Origin of the sequence: Pseudonocardia sp. CA-107938 (assembly GCF_050936315.1) — a bacterium.
Taxonomy (GTDB): Bacteria; Actinomycetota; Actinomycetes; order Mycobacteriales; family Pseudonocardiaceae; genus Pseudonocardia.
Map to the genome: position 1 here is coordinate 3,786,105 of NZ_JBNJNA010000001.1, position 16,353 is coordinate 3,802,457.

Sequence of the window (16,353 nt, forward strand, 5' to 3'; positions counted from 1 at the left end):
TCGACCGGCCTGAAGATCGGTTTAGGAACTGATTAGCCCGGACCGTCATAGTTCTTCTCGTAACCTCCGCCTCGGGGGCCACGGAAAATAGGAGGAAGTCGCATGAGCAACGACCCGCTGAACCACGAGAACGACGACCTGAACGTCGACTCGGAGTCCCTCTCGGCGCCCGGCGGCGGCGAGCTCGGCGGCGACAACGAGGCCCGGGACGGCGCCGACGGCCCGATCACCTTCGGCACCACCTGCTGGGGCACGCCCTGCCCGAGCGCCAACACCATCTCCTGCTGATCGACGCACCCGTCGGCCGGCCCTCCCGACGCGCAGTGGCTCCGTACCAGCCACTGCGCGTCGGGCGTCCTTCGGATCGCCTCTTTAGGACCTGATTAGTCACCCGTTCGACACTGTCCCAGCAGTCCAGGCGAGACCGAGGAGCAGTCCCGTGAACGACATTCCCGAACACAATCCCGATCTGGGCGACGAGGAACTCGGACTCGCCATCGATCCCGCGGCACTCTCGTCCCCCGGATCCGGCGACCTGGCCCCCGAACCGACCGATTCGGCGTCCGCCGAGGTGAACTTCTTCTACACCCAAGGTGGAACTCCCTGCTGAATGCAGGGCCCGGTGCGTTCGAGGGAGCGGGAGCAATGACAGGACGTGGTGAGCTCCCCGAGGGCGGCATCGGCGGGCCGTTCGGCCTGGGTGGCGACCTCAGTGACCAGGCACGGGTGATCGTCTCGGCCGCGCTGGACCACTCCGCGTCGCGCGGCATCGGCGACATGGACACGCACCACCTGCTGTGGGCGGCGGCGACCCAGTGCGACACGACCCGGTCGATGCTCGTCAAGGCCGGCGCCGACCCCGATGCGCTGGCCGCCGAGGCGGGCGACGGCGAGCGGGCGGGACAGCCGCTCGACTCCGTCCCGACGTTGAGCCCCGCCGCGAAACGCGCCCTCCTGGACTCGCACCGCATCTCCCGCGCGCTCGGCGCGGACCACGTCGACGCGGAGCACCTGCTCATCGCGCTCGCGGAGAACCAGGAGTCCGGGGCCGGCCAGATCCTGATGGCCGCGGACGCGACCGCCGACGCCCTCCAGCGGGCGGTGATCCGCGTCGGCCAGGACGGCTCGCGGCTGCCGGCCACCGTGCTCCCCGCCGAGTCGGAGACGCCGACGCTCGACCAGTGCAGCCACGACCTCACGGAGCTGGCCCGGCGGGGCAAGCTCGATCCGACCATCGGGCGCGACGAGCAGATCGAGCAGATCATCGAGGTGCTCAGCCGCCGGAACAAGAACAACCCCGTCCTCATCGGGGAGCGGGGCGTCGGCAAGACCGCGATCGTGGAGGGGCTCGCCCGCCGGGTCGCCGCCGGCGACGTCCCGGATCCGTTGGCGCGGCGGCGGGTGGTGCAGCTGGACCTCTCCGGGATGGGGACGAAGGACGCCGACGCCCACCTCGCGAAGGTCCTCGGAGAGATCCGCGAGTACGGCGAGGGTCTCGTCGTCTTCCTTCCCGACCTGCACACGCTGATCAGCGCGAGCGGGGGCGACATCGGCAACCAGCTCAAGCCCGCCCTCCTGCGCGGCGAGCTGCACATCATCGGGGCGACGTCGCCCGAGGACTACCGCAGGCACGTCGAGAAGGTGCCCTCGCTCGCCAACAGCTTCCAGCCGATCGCGGTCCCGGAGCCGACGGTCGAGGAGACCGTCGCGATCCTGCACGGCCTGCGCGACCGCTACGAGGCCCATCACCAGGTCCGCATCGGCTACGACGCGCTGGCCACCGCCGCCCGGCTGGCCCATCGCTACATCGCGGACCGGTTCCTCCCCGACAAGGCGATCGACCTCGTCGACCGGGCCGGTGCCCGCGCCCGGCTGCGCCGCCACACGCCGACGACGAACCTGCGGGAGCTGGAGCGGACGCTCGAACGGCTGGTGCGGGAGAAGGACGACGCGGTCGCCACCGAGCAGTACGAGCTCGCCTCGGCCCTGCGCGACGAGGTCACCACCACCCGCGGCGAGATCAGCGCGGCCCGGGCCACCACCGGCGGCATCCCCGAGGTCGGCGCCCGCTGTGTCGCCGACGTCGTCGCGCAGACGACGGGCATCCCCGTCGAGCAGCTCGTGCACTCCGAGCGCTCGCGCTTGCAGGGCCTCGACGAGGTGCTGCGGGCCAGGGTGGTCGGGCAGGACGCGGCCATCGCGACGGTGTGCGAGGCGATCCGCCGCTCCCGGGCCGGCCTGACGAGCTCACGCCGGCCCATCGGCAGCTTCCTGTTCCTGGGGCCGACCGGCGTCGGGAAGTCGGAGCTCGCCCGGGTGCTGGCCAAGGCGCTGTTCGGCACCGACGACCGGCTCGTGCGCCTCGACATGAGCGGCTTCACCGACGCCGCATCGGCGGCTCGGCTGATCGGGATCCCGCTGGGCTCGACCGCTACGGGCGACGCCGGCTACCTCACCGAGGCGGTGCGCCGCCGGCCCTACTCCGTGCTGCTGCTGGAGCAGGTCGACAAGGTGCACACCGACGTGTTCAGCGCCCTCCTGCGGATCCTCGACGAGGGCCAGCTGGTGGACGGACTGGGCCGGACGGTCGACTTCCGCAACACCGTCGTGATCATGACGAGCGGGGTCGCCGTCGAGCTCCTCACGACCTCGACCGGGCTCGGCTTCGGCGCCAAGCGCCTCGCGGACGACCCGGACAACCTGGAGGGCCGGGTGTACGCGAAGCTGCGGGAGCGCTTCCGGCCCGAGTTCCTCAACCGGCTCGACGAGATCGTCGTCTTCCAGCCGCTCACCGGCGCTCAGCTGCGCAACGTCGCGACGCGGATCCTGGACGAGACCCGCAGCCTGCTGGCCGACCAGGACATCACGATCGACTTCGCACCGGCCGCCCTGGACTGGATCACCGAGCGCGGCCAGCACGACCACGGCGCCCGGCGGCTGCGCCGCACCATCCAGCGCGAGGTGGACAACGGGCTCTCGGAGCTCCTGCTCTCCGGGCGGCTGGAGCCGGGGCAGCACGTCACGGTGGAGGCGACCGACGGCCAACCGCAGTTCGTGGTGCGCGACGTCCCGCCCCCGACGGCGTAGGCGGGCGGCATGGACAGCATCCTCGACACGGCGCACCGGCTGCGCGCCGACGCGACCGCGCACGCAGCCACGAGCGCCGACTACGCCGTACACCTCGACGTGGCGATGGCGGCCACGGAGTTCGAGCGCGTCCTCGGCGAGCCGTTCGGCGCCGCGGCCGCCTGGCGGCGCGCCGTCGAGCTCCTGCGCGCCGCCCCGTCGATCGACCCGTGGCTCTACCGCGGGGCCGCGCAGGTGGCCTGGGTCGCGCGACGGCGCGGGATGGGCCAGGTGGCGGCGCTCGACGACTGCGTCGCCCGCTGGATCGACGCGTACCCCGCCTGGGGCACCGTCGACCTGCCCCGCGGCCTGCTCGGGTTGGGCGTCTCCGCTGCCGAGCACCCGGACGGCGCGGTGCGCGACAAGCTGACCAGCCGGGTCCTCGACGTCATCGAGGACCGGACGGTGCTCGACGCGGACGGCCGCCACCTGCCCGCTGCGCCGCGGGGCGTCGGGCACCTGCTCGGACTCGCCCACGGCGCCGCGGGGCTGGTCGCCTACCTCGCCGCGGTGAGCGCCACCGACCTGCCGTGCCGCCTGCGCGCAGCCGACCTCCTGGACGCCGTGACCGGCTGGCTGCTCGCCCAGCGGCACCCGGTCGGCGGGTCGGTCTTCCCGCGGTCGGTCGAGACCCGGGACGTTCCGGCCCGCAGCGCCTGGTGCCACGGCGATCCGGGGATCTGGATCGGCCTCGCGGCCGCCGCTGCGGCGGGTTCGGCGGCCGCCGCGGCGGTCGTCGACGAGGTCGCGCACGCCGTGGTCACCCGCCCACCCGAGCACGCGGGCGTCGTGGACGCGACCGTCTGCCACGGCTCCGCCGGCCTGCTGTGGATCGCCCACCGGATGCACGTGGCCACGGGTGACCCGGCGGCAGCCGCGCGCGTCGAGCACTGGATGCGGCACATCCGCGCCGAACGGGCCGCCGGCCCGCTGCGCTACTTCGGCGGCGCCGGCATGGTCCGCAACGCGTCGTTCCTCGAAGGCGATCTCGGGGTCGCGCTCGTGCTGCTCGCCGTCGCGACCGGAACCCGGCCCGCGTGGGAGCGGCTGCTGCTGGGCGGGGAGGTCGGGCGATGACCGGCGCGACGACGGCCGCTCACCCGGCACCGCTGCTCCTCGACAGCGCGCTGGACTGGCTGACGGCCAACGGCGACTGGTTCCGGCCCGAGAAGTGGGAGCAGGAGCTCGGTATCCGCCGCGAGTTCTACGCGCAGCCCGTGCTGGAGCTGCTGCTCGCTGGCCGCAGCCTCGCGCCGCGCCGGCCCGATCTCGCCACGGCGGTGACCGGGCGGGCGCTCGCGATCGCCGAGAGCGTCGTCGACTCCGATGACGTGCGCACCGCGCTGCTCGACCGCGGTGCGCGCTTCGAGGAGTGGCTCTTCCTGCTCACGGTGGTGCACGCGAGCGGGAGTCCACGACCGCAGCTGCTGGCCGCGCTGCAGACCGGCCTCGACGACGACCCCGACATCGGCCCGATCGAGCACCCGGTCCAGCTCGTCGTGCGCCGGTACCTGCTCGATCTCGGCGCGCTGCGGCATCCCACACCGCCGATGGCGGACGTGGCGCGCGCCGCGATGCGCGCACTCGACCGGGACGCCGACAGCCTCGACGAGATGGACGTCTACGGGTTCACCCACCTGCTGCTCTACGCGAGCGACTTCGGCGCGGACCCGCTCCCGTTCGAGCCGGCGCCGACCCGCCGGCTCGTCCGGGAGCTCCTCCCCGCGCAGATCGGCCGCGACCACGACCTCACCGCGGAGCTACTGGCCTGCGCGGAGCTGGTCGGGCTCGGCGCCGACCCGCTTGTCCGGGAGGGCTGGGCGGCCCTGCGCCGTGCGCAGCACCCCGACGGGGCGGTGCCGAGCCCGCCGTACGACGCCGCGGTGGAGGCCACGGTGCCCGCGGGGCAGCTGGCCGGCTACCGCTTCGCCACCCGCTACCACACGACCCTGGCGACTGTGCTGGCTGCGGCGCAGTGCGGCGAGGGACCGCGATGACTGCGACGACCGTCCGTCCGCCGACGGAAGCACCCCCGGTCGCGGCGCCACCGGTGCGCGCGGACCGGCTGCTGGTCGACGCCGTCCGCCAGGGCGGCTGGTGGGTGCTCCTGATGGTGGTGGCCCACGCCGGCGTGGCGGTCTCCACGCTGCTCCTGCCGACCGCACTCGCCGCCGCGCTCGACGCCGTCCTCGCACCCGGTACGTCGACGGGAGCGCTGCCGCTCTTCGCCCTGCTGGTCGTGGCCGCTGTCGGCGCGGCGTTCCTGCTGGAGCTCGCCCAGCCGTACGCGGCGACCGCGGCGACGAGGTGGCTGCGGGGGCGGCTCGTCGACCGCGTGCTCGCCGCCGGAGTGGCCGGCCGGCGCCGGTTCGACACCGGCGACCTCATCACGCGGCTGGGCAGCAACACCGCGACCGCGGCCGCGGCCGGGTCGGTCGTGCTCAGCTCGGTGGTCGGGCTCGTCACGTCGGGGGGCGCGATCGTGGCGCTCTTCCTGCTCGACCCGCTCGTCGGCGGCCTGTTCGTGGTCGGGGTCCCGATCGGGTTCGTCGTCCTCACGTACTTCGTGCGGCAGAGCTCCGACCTCTACGGCCGCTACCAGGCGCTCCAGGGCCGCATCGCCGGCCGCTTCGTCGACGCCATGGCCGGCATCCGCACCATCCGCTCCGCCGGGACCGCCGACCGGGAGGTCCGGCGCGTGCTGGCCCCGCTGCCCGAGCTGTCCGCGGCCGGCCGCGGGATCTGGCGGATGCAGGGCATGGTGACCTGGCGGATCCAGGTGCTCGCCCCGTTCATGGAGATCGGGGTGCTGATGCTCGTCGGGTGGCTGGTCACGACCGGTCGCCTGACGCCCGGCGATCTCGTCGCTGCCGCCGCCTACACCACCCTGGGCCTGCGGTTCTTCGACCAGGGCAGCCTGCTCATCGGGCTGTCCCGCTCCCGGGCCGCGGCGCGGCGGGCCGCCGAGGTGCTCGGCGACCCGGACGCAGACCCGAAGCCCGGCGCGTCGGCGCTGCCGGATCGCGGTGGGGAGCTGCAGCTCCGGGGCGTCACCGTGCGCGTCGCCGAGCGGGTGCTGCTGGACGCCGTCGACGTGCGCGTCCCGGCAGGCGCGGTCGTGGCGCTGGTCGGGCACTCCGGATCCGGCAAGTCCACGCTGGGCGCGGTCGCCGGCCGGCTGATCGACCCGGACGCCGGTTCGGTGCAGCTCGACGGCGTCGAGCTGCGCGATCTCGACCCGGCCGCGCTGCGGCGGGCCATCGGCATCGCGTTCGCCCACCCCGTCCTGCTGGGCACGACGGTGCTCGACGCGCTGGGCTACGGCTGCCCGGACGCCCGACGGGCCGACCTCGTGGCCGCCGCGACCGCGGCGCACGCGGACGGCTTCATCCGCCGGCTGCCCGGCGGCTACGACACCCCGATCGCGGACGCGCCCTTCTCCGGCGGCGAGGCCCAGCGGCTCGGGCTGGCCAGGGCCGTGGCGCGGCGCGGCCGGTTGCTGATCATGGACGACGCCACGTCCAGCCTCGACACCGTGACCGAGGCACAGGTCGTCGACGCCATCACGACCGCGCTGGCCGGCCGCAGCCGGCTCGTCGTCGCCCACCGGACCAGCACGGCCGCCCGCGCCGACCACGTCGTGTGGCTGGACGAGGGACGGGTCCGGCGAGCGGGCCGGCACGCGGACCTCTGGCACGACCCCGCCTACCGCGCGGTCTTCGGCGTCACCGGGGGAGCGGGATGAACCAGCAGGCGCTCAGCCGGGCCGGGTGGCAGTCGCTGAGCGTGGAGCTGCGCCGGCGTCCCGGACCGCTGTGGCGGCTCGCCGGGTGGTCGCTGCTGGAGGTCCTGCCGACAGCGGCGTCCGGGTTCGTCGTCGCCCGCGCGGTCGACCAGGGCTTCGTGCGGGGTGACGCCGCCGTCGGGGTGGCGTGGCTGGGCGGGCTCGCGGTCCTGATGCTCCTCGGGGCGGTCGGCGCCCGGCAGACGTTCGGGAGCCTCGCCGACGTCGTGGAGCCGCTGCGCGACACGGTCCTCGGCGCGGTCGCCGCGGGCGCGATCCGCCGGGCGGCCGCCGGTGTCGAACGGCCGAGCGCGGGTGCGGTGGCGCAGCTGACCGGGCAGGTCGAGGCCGTCCGGGAGATGACCGCGGCCCTGCTGATGACGGTCCGCAAGTTCGCCTTCACCGCGGTCGCCACCCTCGCCGGCATCACCGCGCTCGCCCCGGCGCTGCTCGTGGCGGTGCTCCCGCCGCTCGTCGTGGCGCTGGTGCTGTTCTGGTGGCTCCTGAAGGGCGTCGCGCCCCGGTCACGCACGGCGATCCTCGCCGGCGAGGCGACCTCCGGGGTCCTCGGCGCCATGGTCGGTGGGGTGCGCGACACCGTGGCGAGCGGTGCCGAACGGCGCGCGTCCGGCGAGGCCGGTGCTGCCATCGCGGCACAGGCCACGGCCGAGCGGCGGCTCGCCCGGGTCGAGTCGGCACGGGTGCCGGCGGTCGCCGTCGGGGCGCAGCTACCGGTCGTCCTCCTGCTGGTCGCGGCGCCCTGGCTGGTCGGCGACGGGCTCGTCACGCCCGGCGAGCTGCTGGGCGCGGTCACGTACATCACGACCGGACTGGCGCCGATGCTCGCGGTCCTCGTGCAGGGCATCGGGGCGGTGGGGGTCCAGCTGGGGGTCGTGCTCCACCGGCTGCACGAGGCGTCGCGGGTGCCGCCGATCGCTCCCCCCGCGGATGCGCGGACGCCGCGCGGCCACGACATCCAGGTCAGCGGGTTGACCTTCGCCTACGGAGTGCACGCCGACCCCGTCGTGCACGGGTTCGACCTGTCGATCCCGCCGGACGAGCACCTCGTCGTCGTCGGGCCGAGCGGGATCGGCAAGTCGACGCTGGCGAACCTGATCACGGGAATGGCCACGCCGCAGGCCGGGACCGTCCGGCTCGGCGGCGTCGACCTGCAGCGCGTCGCGCCGGAGGAGCGGCACCGCAGGCTCGCGCTCATCCCGCAGGAGGCCTACGTCTTCGCCGGCACGGTGCGCGAGAACCTCGGCTACCTCCGCCCCGGCGCCACGTCCGCCGAGCTGGACGCCACCTGCGCGGCCATGCCGCCGCTCGCCGACCTGGTGGCGCGGCTGGGCGGCCACGATGCGCCACTCGTTCCGGCCGCGCTCTCGGCCGGCGAGCGCCAGCTCGTCGCGCTCGGCAGGGTGCACCTCTCCGCGGCCGACGTCGTCCTCCTCGACGAGGCGACCTGCTACCTCGACCCGGCCGCCGAGGAGCTCGTCGAGCACGCCTTCCACGACCGCCGCGGCACCCTCGTCATCGTCGCGCACCGGATCAGCTCGGCGCTGCGCGCCGACCGGATCCTCCTGCTCGACGGGGCGCGGGCGCACCTCGGCACGCACCAGGAGCTGCTGGCGAGCTCGCCCCTCTACACCGACCTCGTCGGCCACTGGGCGTGACTCACGGCCGCCGGCGCAGCCCGGCCGCGTCCGCACCCGTCAGGACGAGTGGCCGCTCCGTCGGGTCGGGGTAGCGCCCGATCCGCAGCGTCACCCGTCCCGGTGCGGCCTCGACGAGCATCACGGGCACCCACCGGCCGTCGCGGTGCAGCCACCACGGCTCGGCGAGCGCGGCGAGCCCGGCCCTGCGCACGGCGGACTCGGCCGCCCGCTCGTCGTCGGTGACGGCCAGCTGCGCACCGAAGACGGTGCGCGCGTGCCACCGGCCGTCCTGCTCGGCGACGAACCCGACCAGCTCGCCGTCGTCCCGGCGTACCTCGATCCCGTGCATGCGATCGAGGATGGGACCTGACGTAACGTGAGGTTCAATCGGTGTGTGAGCCACGGCATCGGCGAGCTGGCCCGGATGGCCGGGATCAGCGTGCGCACGCTGCACCACTACGACGCGATCGGGCTGGTCCGGCCCTCCGCGCACAGCCGGGGCGGGCACCGCCGCTACACCGACGACGACATCGCCCGGCTCAGCCGGGTCCTCACCTACCGCGAGCTCGGCTTCGCCCTCGGCGAGATCGCCGAGCTGCTCGCCGACGGCGACGTGCGCGCCCACCTGCTGCGCCAGCGCGAGCTGCTCGCCGAGCGGGCCGCGGCGATCGCCCGGATGGCGGCGGCCGTGGAGGAGGAGCTGGCGGCCGAGGGCTCCGGCGTGCTCATGCCGCCCGAGAAGCGGCTGGCCGTGTTCGGTGACCGGCGCCCGCCCGTCGGGTACGCGGCCGAGCTGGAGGCGGCGTGGGCGGGCCGGCCGGAGCAGCAGCTCCCGGGCATGGCCGACTGGCTGGTCGCGGCGACGGCCGCCGCACGCGATCCTCGCAGAGGTTGAGGCGACCTCGCAGAAGTTCGAACTGCTGCGAGGACGTCCTCACCTCTGCGAGGTGCGATCGTCGGCGCGGATCCGGCTCGCCTGTGCCAGTTGCAGCTCGCGGCCGCGTTCGAGGAAGTCCGCGATCGTCGTCAGCTCGGCGTCGGTGTAGCGCTGCAGCAGGGCCATGCCGGCGTCCCCGACCGGGCCGTAGAAGCGCTCGGCCAGCCCGACGCCCGCCGCGCCGATCGTGATCACCGCCCGGCGGCGGTCGGCGGGGTCGGTGTCGCGGGCGAGCAGCTCGCGGGCCACCAGACGCTGCACGGCCTCGGTCGTGGCGGCCGGGCTCAGCCCGACGGCCGCCGCCAGCGTGCCGGCCGAGGTGGGCCCCTGCTGGTAGATCACGCCGAGGATGCGCAGGTCGGTGCGGTTGACGCCGATCACGTCGGCCACCGCCTGGTCGACGGCGTCGGCGGCGTCGCCGTAGGCGGCGGCAGCGTGGGCGGCCCGCTCCACGACGGATTGCTTCGGCACCCGAAGGACTGTACTGTGCGAAGAATACTTCGGCTACCGAAAGGATTTGCAATGGCTGCGGGACGACTGCCGGGTTGGCTGAAGCCGATGAACCGAGTGGTGCGCGGGCTGGGCCGGATCGGTCTCTCGCTCGGCACGATCCACGTCTTGACCGTGCCGGGGCGAAGGTCGGGGCGGCCGCGCTCCACCCCGGTCTCCCCGCTGGTGGTGGACGGACGGCGCTACGTCATCGCCGGGCTGCCGGAGGGCGACTGGGCGCGCAACGTCCGCGCGGCCCGCCGGGGCGTGCTCGCGAAGGGCCGCAGGCGGCAGGCCGTGGAGCTCCTCGAGGTCACGGATACGCAGGTGCGCGCCGCGGTCATGGCCGCGTTCCCCGTCGAGGTGCCGCACGGCGTCCAGTTCTTCGTCACGCTCGGGCTCGTCGAGAAGCCGACGCCCGCCGAGTTCGCGGCGGCGGCCGACCGGGTCGCGGTGTTCGAGGTGCGCCCGGCCGACCGGCCGGTTCCGAGCCGCCGCTGAGCGGCGGTCAGCGGCGCTCGGCCACGTGCGCGGGGACGGGGAAGTCGGCGGGCACGGTCGGGCAGGGCTCCGGGGCGCCGAACACCGTGTGGACCGGCAGCACCCCGGCCCAGCGGTCGAGGTCGGCGAGGTCGGCCTCGTCGTCGCCGGCCTGCTCGGCCCGCACCTTCACGCTGGCCTCGTCGAGTGGCAGGGCGAGCACCGCGGTCGCAGCCAGCTCGCGCCGGTCCGGCAGGCGGGCGTGCGTCCACGAGCCGGGGGACAGGTGCTCGACGATCGCGTGCAACGCGGCCATGCGCTCGTCGGGATCGGTCACGACCCGGGCGGTGCCGTGCACCACCGCGCTGCGGTAGTTCATCGAGTGGTGGAACACCGAGCGCGCGTACACGATCCCGTCGAGGTGGGTGACGGTGACGCAGATCGGCGCCCCGTCGATGCCGCGGGCGTACCCGGCGCCGGTGGAGGCGTGCAGGTAGAGGGTGTCGTCGATGCGCCCGTAGCCGGTCGGGATGACGACGGGTGCGCCGTCGCGGACGACGCCGAGGTGGCAGATCAGCCCGGCGTCGAGGATCGCGTGCAGGTCGGCGCGGTCGGTGCGCGCCCGCTCGCGGATGCGGGTGATCGTGCTGCGGGCGGTGGTGGAGAGCGCGGTCATGGTTCCAGCGTGGCTGCCGCAGTGGCATCCTGACAGGGCCACTTCGCCGCTGAACGGGAAGGCCACTGGTGGATCTGCCGCCGCTGCCGCTGGACCGCACGAGCGGCCTCCCGCTCGCCGTCCAGCTCGCCGACGCGGTGCGCGGCGCCGCCGCGGCGGGCAGCTTCCGCCGCGGTGACCGGTTGCCGTCGACCCGCGCGCTGGCCGCGACGCTCGGCGTGAGCCGCACCGTCACCGCCGCCGCGTACGACCAGCTGCTCGCCGAGGGCTGGATCGCCGCCCGGCACGGGGCCGGCACGTTCGTCGTCGGGGCGCCGGACGCACCGCCGGGCCCGGCCGCGACCCCGGCGCGACCGCCGACCGCACCGGCCGGCACCGCCACGACGAGCCTCGAACCCGGCTCGCCGTGCACCGAGGCGCTCGACCCGGCGGCGTGGCGACGGGCCTGGCGCGCCGGGGCCGACGCCCTGCCCGCGCTGCTCGCCGACGACGTCGGGCTGCCGGCGTACCGCGCCGCCGTCGCGGACCAGCTGCTGCGGCACCGCGGGCTCGTGACCGGACCGGACGCGGTCCTGGCGACGGCGGGCACCACGGCGGCGGTCGCCGAGCTCGCGGCCCTGCTGCCGCGCGGGGCGCGGGTCGCCGTCGAGGACCCCGGGTACCAGCGGGTGGCCGCGGCGCTGCGTCGTGCCGGCACGACGGTGCTGCCGGTGCCCGTGGACGACGAGGGGCTCGTCGTGGACGCGCTCCCGGACCGGCTCGACGCCGTGTACTGCACGCCCGCGCACCAGTACCCGCTCGGCGCGCGGCTGTCGGCCCGGCGCCGGTTGGCACTGGTGCAGCGGGCGCGCGCCGGCCGGTTCCTCGTGATCGAGGACGACTACGACGGCGAGCTGCGCTACGACGTCGCACCGCTGCCGCTGCTCGCCGCCCTCGCCCCGGACGTCGTCGCGCACCTGGGCACCACCAGCAAGGTGCTCAGCCCGACGCTCGGCGTGGGGTGGCTGGTCGCGCCCCCGGCGGTCCGCGCGGGGCTGCTCGTCGCGCGGGCGTCCGGTGCCCGGCCGGCGGAGGCCGGGCAGCGGGTGTTCGCCGCCATGGCCGCGCACGGCGACCTCGCCCGGCACCTGCGCCGGCTGCGTCGGGTGCTGGGGGAGCGGCGGGCGGAGACGGTCGCGGCGATCCGCGCCACCGGTCACGAGGTGCGCGGTGACGCCGCCGGCGGCCACGTCGTCGCCCCGCTGCCGGACGCGGCCGGCGAGATCGCGGTGGCGGAGGCGCTGGCCGCGCGGTCCGTGACCGTCGGGCTGCTGTCGAGCTACGGGCTCACCGGCCCGACGGGGTACGGCGTCGTGGTCGGGTACGCCGGCCCGGACCGGCCCGCACTGCGCCGCGGCCTGGCGGCCCTGCAGGAGGCGCTGGCCGGCGCAACAGCGGACGTCACACAGCGCGCGGCCATCTCACACAGCGCCCAACCTGTGTGACGTGGCCGCGCGCTGTGTGACGTCGGATCACGCCCGGCGCGGTGCCTCGACCACCAGCTCGCTCGGCCCGCCGGCCTCGCCCGCCACGGCGGCCAGCTCCGCGCCCACCGACTCGGGCGCGCCGGGCTTGCCAGAGCCCGAGAAGTACGACGCCACCGCGGCGACGATGCACGCGATCACGGCGAACAGGAACGCCGCGGCCAGCCCGTCGGCGAACGGGCCGGCGATGAGCTGCGGGAAGAACGAGCGGCCCGTCAGGTAGGCGGCGTGGTCGGCGGGCAGGCTCGCGAGCGTCGGGCCCAGTAGCTGCTGGATCGGGTTGTAGCCCAGGAAGGACGCGAACAGCACGGCCACCGGCGGCAGCCCCGCGATCTGCTGGGCCTGCGCCGCCGGCACCCCGTTCTGGACGAGCCCGGCCGACATCACCGCAGGCAGATCCGTGGACAAGCCCGCGATCATGAGGCTGAAGAAGAAGCCGATCGACAGCACCATCGCCGAGTTCTGGAACGTGGCGGTCATGCCGGCGCCCGCACCGCGCGCGGTGGGCGGGAGGCTGTTCATGATGTCGGCGCGGTTGGGCGAGGAGAACAGGCCCATACCGATGCCGTTGAGCAGCAGGATCACCGCGAACGACCCGTAGGCGAAGTCGATCGGCAGCTCCATGAGCAGCAGGAACGTGACGGCGGAGAGCAGCATGCCGCCGGTGGTGAACCAGCGCGCGCCCAGCCGGTCGGACAGCAGGCCCGACAGCGGCGCCGAGACCAGGAAGCCGACGGTGAGCGGCAGCATGTAGATGCCGGCCCACAGCGGCGTCTCCTCGAACGAGTAGCCGTGCTGGGGCAGCCAGATCCCCTGCAGCCAGATGATCAGCATGAACTGCAGGCCGCCGCGGCCGAGCGACGCGAGCAGGTTGGCCGCGTTGCCGAGGCTGAACGCGCGGTTGCGGAAGAGCGAGAGCGTGAACAGCGGGTTGGGCACCTTCGTCTCGATCACGACGAACGCGGCGAGCACCAGCAACCCGCCGATCACGCAGGTCAGCACGAGCGGGCTGCCCCAGCCCATCACCGAGCCGCCGTAGGGCTGGATGCCGTACGTGATGCCGACGAGCAGCGCGACGAGCCCGACGGCGAACGTGATGTTGCCCCACCAGTCCATCCGAGCCGGCGTGCGGACGCCGTTGTCGCGCAGCTTGAGGTAGGCCCAGATCGTGCCGAACACGCCGAACGGCACGGAGACGAGGAAAACCAGGTGCCAGTTGACCGGCCCGAGCAGCCCGCCGATGACGAGCCCGAGGAACGAGCCGGCGATGGCGGCGACGCCGTTGATGCCCATGGCGGTGCCGCGCTGGTGGGCGGGGAACGCGTCGGTGAGGATCGCGCTGGAGTTGGCCATGATGAACGCGCCGCCGACGCCCTGCACGATCCGCCAGACGATCAGCCACCAGGCCGCGGCGTCGCCGGTCTGCCAGGTGGCGGCCAGCAGGATCGACGCGACGGTGAACACCGCGAAGCCGAGGTTGTACATGCGGACCCGGCCGTACATGTCGCCGAGCCGCCCGAACCCGACCACCAGCACGGCGGTGACCACGAGGAACCCCATGATCATCCAGAGCAGGTAGCTGGTGTTGCCGGGGCTGAGCGGGTCGATGCCGATGCCGCGGAAGATGTCGGGCAGCGCGATCAGCACGATGGACGAGTTGATCGTGGCCATGAGGAGCCCGAGCGTCGTGTTCGACAGGGCGACCCATTTGTAGTGCACGTCGCTTCCCCACGTGATCGAGGATTAGTTACTTGAGCTAAGCATCTTACTCGCCCATGCGGGAAGTGGAACGCGTCACTCCGGTTTTTGGACCAGTCGATCACGCGTCGTATGGCGCTGTTGCTCGGGCCAAGCGGCGGCGATCGTGGGCCCATGACGCTCACCGCCGAACCCGAGACCACTACCCGAACCCGCGCCGGCGCCCTCTACGCCGCCGTCGGGATGACGTGCGTCGGCAGCAGCGTCGCGGTCTCCCAGGTGCTCGTCGACGCGCCGCTGTTCACCGCGCAGGCCCTGCGCTACGGGTTCGCCGCCGTGCTCCTGCTGCTGATCGCCCGGCTCGGCGGCCGGCCGCTCCCGCGGCCGCGCGGCACCGACTGGTGCTGGCTCGTCGCCGTGGCCGCCGTCGGGCTGGTGGTGTTCAACGTCGCCGTCGTCCGCGGCGTCGAGCACGCCGAACCCGCCGCGATCGGCGTCGCCGTGGCCACCGTGCCCATCGCGCTGGCCCTCGCCGGGCCGATCGCCGCACGACGCCGTCCGTCGCCGGTGCTCGTCGTCGGTGCGCTGGTCGTGACTGCGGGCGCCGTGCTCGTCGTCGGGGTGGGCCGGGCCGACGCCGAGGGCGTCTTCTGGGCGGTGGTGGCGATGCTCTGCGAGGCCGGGTTCACCCTGCTCGCGGTGCCCGTGCTCCGCCGGCTCGGGCCGTGGGTGGTCTCGCTGCACACCGTCTGGATCGCCGCGGTCGCCCTCGCCGTGCTCGGTATCGCCGTCGAGGGCCCGGCCGCGGTCGCCCGGCTCGACACCGGCGACCTCCTCGCCGCGCTGCACCTCGCCGTCTTCGTCACGGCGCTGGCGTTCGTGCTCTGGTACACGGCCGTGGGCCGGATGGGCGCCGGCCGCGCCGGCCTCTTCACCGGCATCGCGCCGGTGGCCGCGGCCGTCGGGGGCGTGCTGCTCGGCGGGCCGGTGCCCGGCCCGCTGGTCTGGGCCGGTACGGCCGTGGTGGGGCTCGGGCTGGCCATCGGGTTCGCGTCGGGCCGGGCCGCCTGATCCGGGCTCAGAGGGCAGCCCGCACTGCCTCGATCGACGGCGTCGGCGCGGTCGGCAGGAGCGTGGCCAGGTCGGTGGAGGTGTGCGATCCCCAGCCGGCCCGGAAGGCCGCGTAGAGGTCGATGAGCATGTCGACCGCGGCGGCCGGGAAACCGTGCTGCACGACGTGCGCTCGGAACTCGTCGTCCGTCGCCGCCACGTAGTGCACCGCCGGGCCGGCCAGTGCGGCGAGGTCGCCCCAGCCGATGAGGTCGGGTCCGGTGAGGTCGTAGGTCCGGCCCTCGTGGCCCGCGTCGACCAGGACGGTCGCGGCGGCCACCGCCAGATCGGCGACCGCCGCCGGTGCGATGGTGGCGTCGGCCGCCGGTGCGCGGAGGGTCCCCGTGCGGATCGCGTCGTGCACGTCGCGTGCGACGGAGGCCGCCATTCCCCAGGTCATTCGCAGGATCGTGGCGCCGGCGAAGGCGGACCGGGCAGCGTCCTCGACGGCGCGGTAGGGCTCGGCGTACGCGAGCGGGCAGTGGTCGAGGTCCTGCCAGCTGGTGATGACGATCCGCTCGGCGCCGGCCTGCTCGGCGGCGCGGATCGCGGCGGTGAGCTGGCGGTGCGCCTGGCCGGTGACGGCGGCGCCGTAGTTGGTGCCGTTGACGAAGATCGTCGATGCCCCCTGGTACGCCGCGGCGAGGGTCTCCGGCCGGTCGAAGTCGCCGGTGCGGACGTCCACGCCGCGCGCGGCGAGCCCGCGTGCCCGTTCGGGGTCGCGCACGCTGACCGCGAGCTTCTCGCCGGGCATCCGGCGCAGCAGTTCTTCCACGATCGCGCTGCCGAACGGTCCGTTCGCGCCGGTCACCAGGATCATCACGGTTGCCCCTCGTCGATTAAAGTGGAGTCGTACGCCCCGTTTCGAACAA

The 16,353-nt window shown here is 74.5% G+C and carries 16 protein-coding genes; 11 read left to right on the plus strand and 5 right to left on the minus strand.

What is annotated here, in order from left to right; genetic code table 11:
* The first annotated feature begins 102 nt into the window (after positions 1 to 102).
* From ACQEVB_RS18835 to ACQEVB_RS18865, 7 genes are all read left to right on the plus strand, one after another.
* Complete coding sequence (locus ACQEVB_RS18835; RefSeq protein WP_432972912.1) at positions 103 to 288, plus strand: hypothetical protein; 186 nt, start codon at positions 103 to 105, stop codon at positions 286 to 288.
* 151 nt (positions 289 to 439) lie between these two features.
* Positions 440 to 610 carry a hypothetical protein gene (locus tag ACQEVB_RS18840; RefSeq protein WP_432972914.1) on the plus strand — a complete coding sequence of 57 codons (171 nt, stop codon included), beginning with the start codon at positions 440 to 442 and terminating at the stop codon, positions 608 to 610.
* Between the two features lie 35 nt (positions 611 to 645).
* Entirely contained in the window at positions 646 to 3,087 is a 2,442-nt protein-coding gene (locus ACQEVB_RS18845) for an ATP-dependent Clp protease ATP-binding subunit (RefSeq protein ID WP_432972917.1), read from the plus strand.
* Positions 3,088 to 3,096: 9 nt separating this feature from the next.
* Entirely contained in the window at positions 3,097 to 4,203 is a 1,107-nt protein-coding gene (locus ACQEVB_RS18850) for a lanthionine synthetase LanC family protein (RefSeq protein ID WP_432972920.1), read from the plus strand.
* The gene (locus ACQEVB_RS18855) at positions 4,200 to 5,123 is read left to right on the plus strand and encodes a DUF6895 family protein (protein ID WP_432972923.1); all 924 of its coding nucleotides are present in this window, start codon (positions 4,200 to 4,202) and stop codon (positions 5,121 to 5,123) included. The genes ACQEVB_RS18850 and ACQEVB_RS18855 overlap by 4 nt, the downstream gene beginning before the upstream one ends.
* On the plus strand, positions 5,120 to 6,871 hold the full coding sequence (locus ACQEVB_RS18860; RefSeq protein WP_432972925.1) for an ABC transporter ATP-binding protein: 1,752 nt from the start codon (positions 5,120 to 5,122) through the stop codon (positions 6,869 to 6,871). The genes ACQEVB_RS18855 and ACQEVB_RS18860 overlap by 4 nt, the downstream gene beginning before the upstream one ends.
* Entirely contained in the window at positions 6,868 to 8,586 is a 1,719-nt protein-coding gene (locus ACQEVB_RS18865) for an ABC transporter ATP-binding protein (protein ID WP_432972928.1), read from the plus strand. The genes ACQEVB_RS18860 and ACQEVB_RS18865 overlap by 4 nt, the downstream gene beginning before the upstream one ends.
* Before the next feature lies 1 nt (position 8,587).
* On the opposite strand, the gene ACQEVB_RS18870 is transcribed toward ACQEVB_RS18865, so the two are convergent.
* Positions 8,588 to 8,917, minus strand: a complete 330-nt coding sequence (locus ACQEVB_RS18870) for a hypothetical protein (protein ID WP_432972930.1) — start codon at positions 8,915 to 8,917, stop codon at positions 8,588 to 8,590.
* A gap of 45 nt (positions 8,918 to 8,962) precedes the next feature.
* Here ACQEVB_RS18870 and ACQEVB_RS18875 point away from each other — a divergent pair, with 45 nt between their 5' ends.
* The gene (locus tag ACQEVB_RS18875) at positions 8,963 to 9,463 is read left to right on the plus strand and encodes a MerR family transcriptional regulator (protein ID WP_432972933.1); all 501 of its coding nucleotides are present in this window, start codon (positions 8,963 to 8,965) and stop codon (positions 9,461 to 9,463) included.
* A 39-nt stretch (positions 9,464 to 9,502) separates the two neighbouring features.
* Here ACQEVB_RS18875 and ACQEVB_RS18880 read toward each other — a convergent pair whose 3' ends face one another.
* Positions 9,503 to 9,976, minus strand: coding sequence for a MarR family winged helix-turn-helix transcriptional regulator (locus ACQEVB_RS18880; RefSeq protein ID WP_432972936.1), 474 nt, complete (start codon positions 9,974 to 9,976; stop codon positions 9,503 to 9,505).
* 51 nt (positions 9,977 to 10,027) lie between these two features.
* On the opposite strand from ACQEVB_RS18880, the gene ACQEVB_RS18885 reads away from it, so the two are divergent.
* A complete protein-coding gene (locus tag ACQEVB_RS18885) occupies positions 10,028 to 10,495 on the plus strand; it encodes a nitroreductase/quinone reductase family protein (RefSeq protein WP_432972939.1) in 468 nt (155 codons plus the stop codon).
* Between the two features lie 7 nt (positions 10,496 to 10,502).
* On the opposite strand, the gene ACQEVB_RS18890 is transcribed toward ACQEVB_RS18885, so the two are convergent.
* Positions 10,503 to 11,150 carry a pyridoxamine 5'-phosphate oxidase family protein gene (locus ACQEVB_RS18890; protein WP_432972942.1) on the minus strand — a complete coding sequence of 216 codons (648 nt, stop codon included), beginning with the start codon at positions 11,148 to 11,150 and terminating at the stop codon, positions 10,503 to 10,505.
* A gap of 68 nt (positions 11,151 to 11,218) precedes the next feature.
* On the opposite strand from ACQEVB_RS18890, the gene ACQEVB_RS18895 reads away from it, so the two are divergent.
* Positions 11,219 to 12,634 carry a PLP-dependent aminotransferase family protein gene (locus ACQEVB_RS18895; RefSeq protein ID WP_432972945.1) on the plus strand — a complete coding sequence of 472 codons (1,416 nt, stop codon included), beginning with the start codon at positions 11,219 to 11,221 and terminating at the stop codon, positions 12,632 to 12,634.
* 27 nt (positions 12,635 to 12,661) lie between these two features.
* Here the strand turns inward: ACQEVB_RS18895 and ACQEVB_RS18900 are convergent, their stop codons facing one another.
* Positions 12,662 to 14,392 carry an MFS transporter gene (locus ACQEVB_RS18900; RefSeq protein WP_432972948.1) on the minus strand — a complete coding sequence of 577 codons (1,731 nt, stop codon included), beginning with the start codon at positions 14,390 to 14,392 and terminating at the stop codon, positions 12,662 to 12,664.
* Between the two features lie 153 nt (positions 14,393 to 14,545).
* On the opposite strand from ACQEVB_RS18900, the gene ACQEVB_RS18905 reads away from it, so the two are divergent.
* Positions 14,546 to 15,442, plus strand: a complete 897-nt coding sequence (locus ACQEVB_RS18905) for a DMT family transporter (protein ID WP_432972951.1) — start codon at positions 14,546 to 14,548, stop codon at positions 15,440 to 15,442.
* 7 nt (positions 15,443 to 15,449) lie between these two features.
* Here ACQEVB_RS18905 and ACQEVB_RS18910 read toward each other — a convergent pair whose 3' ends face one another.
* On the minus strand, positions 15,450 to 16,301 hold the full coding sequence (locus tag ACQEVB_RS18910; RefSeq protein ID WP_432980438.1) for an NAD(P)H-binding protein: 852 nt from the start codon (positions 16,299 to 16,301) through the stop codon (positions 15,450 to 15,452).
* Positions 16,302 to 16,353 lie beyond the last annotated feature (52 nt).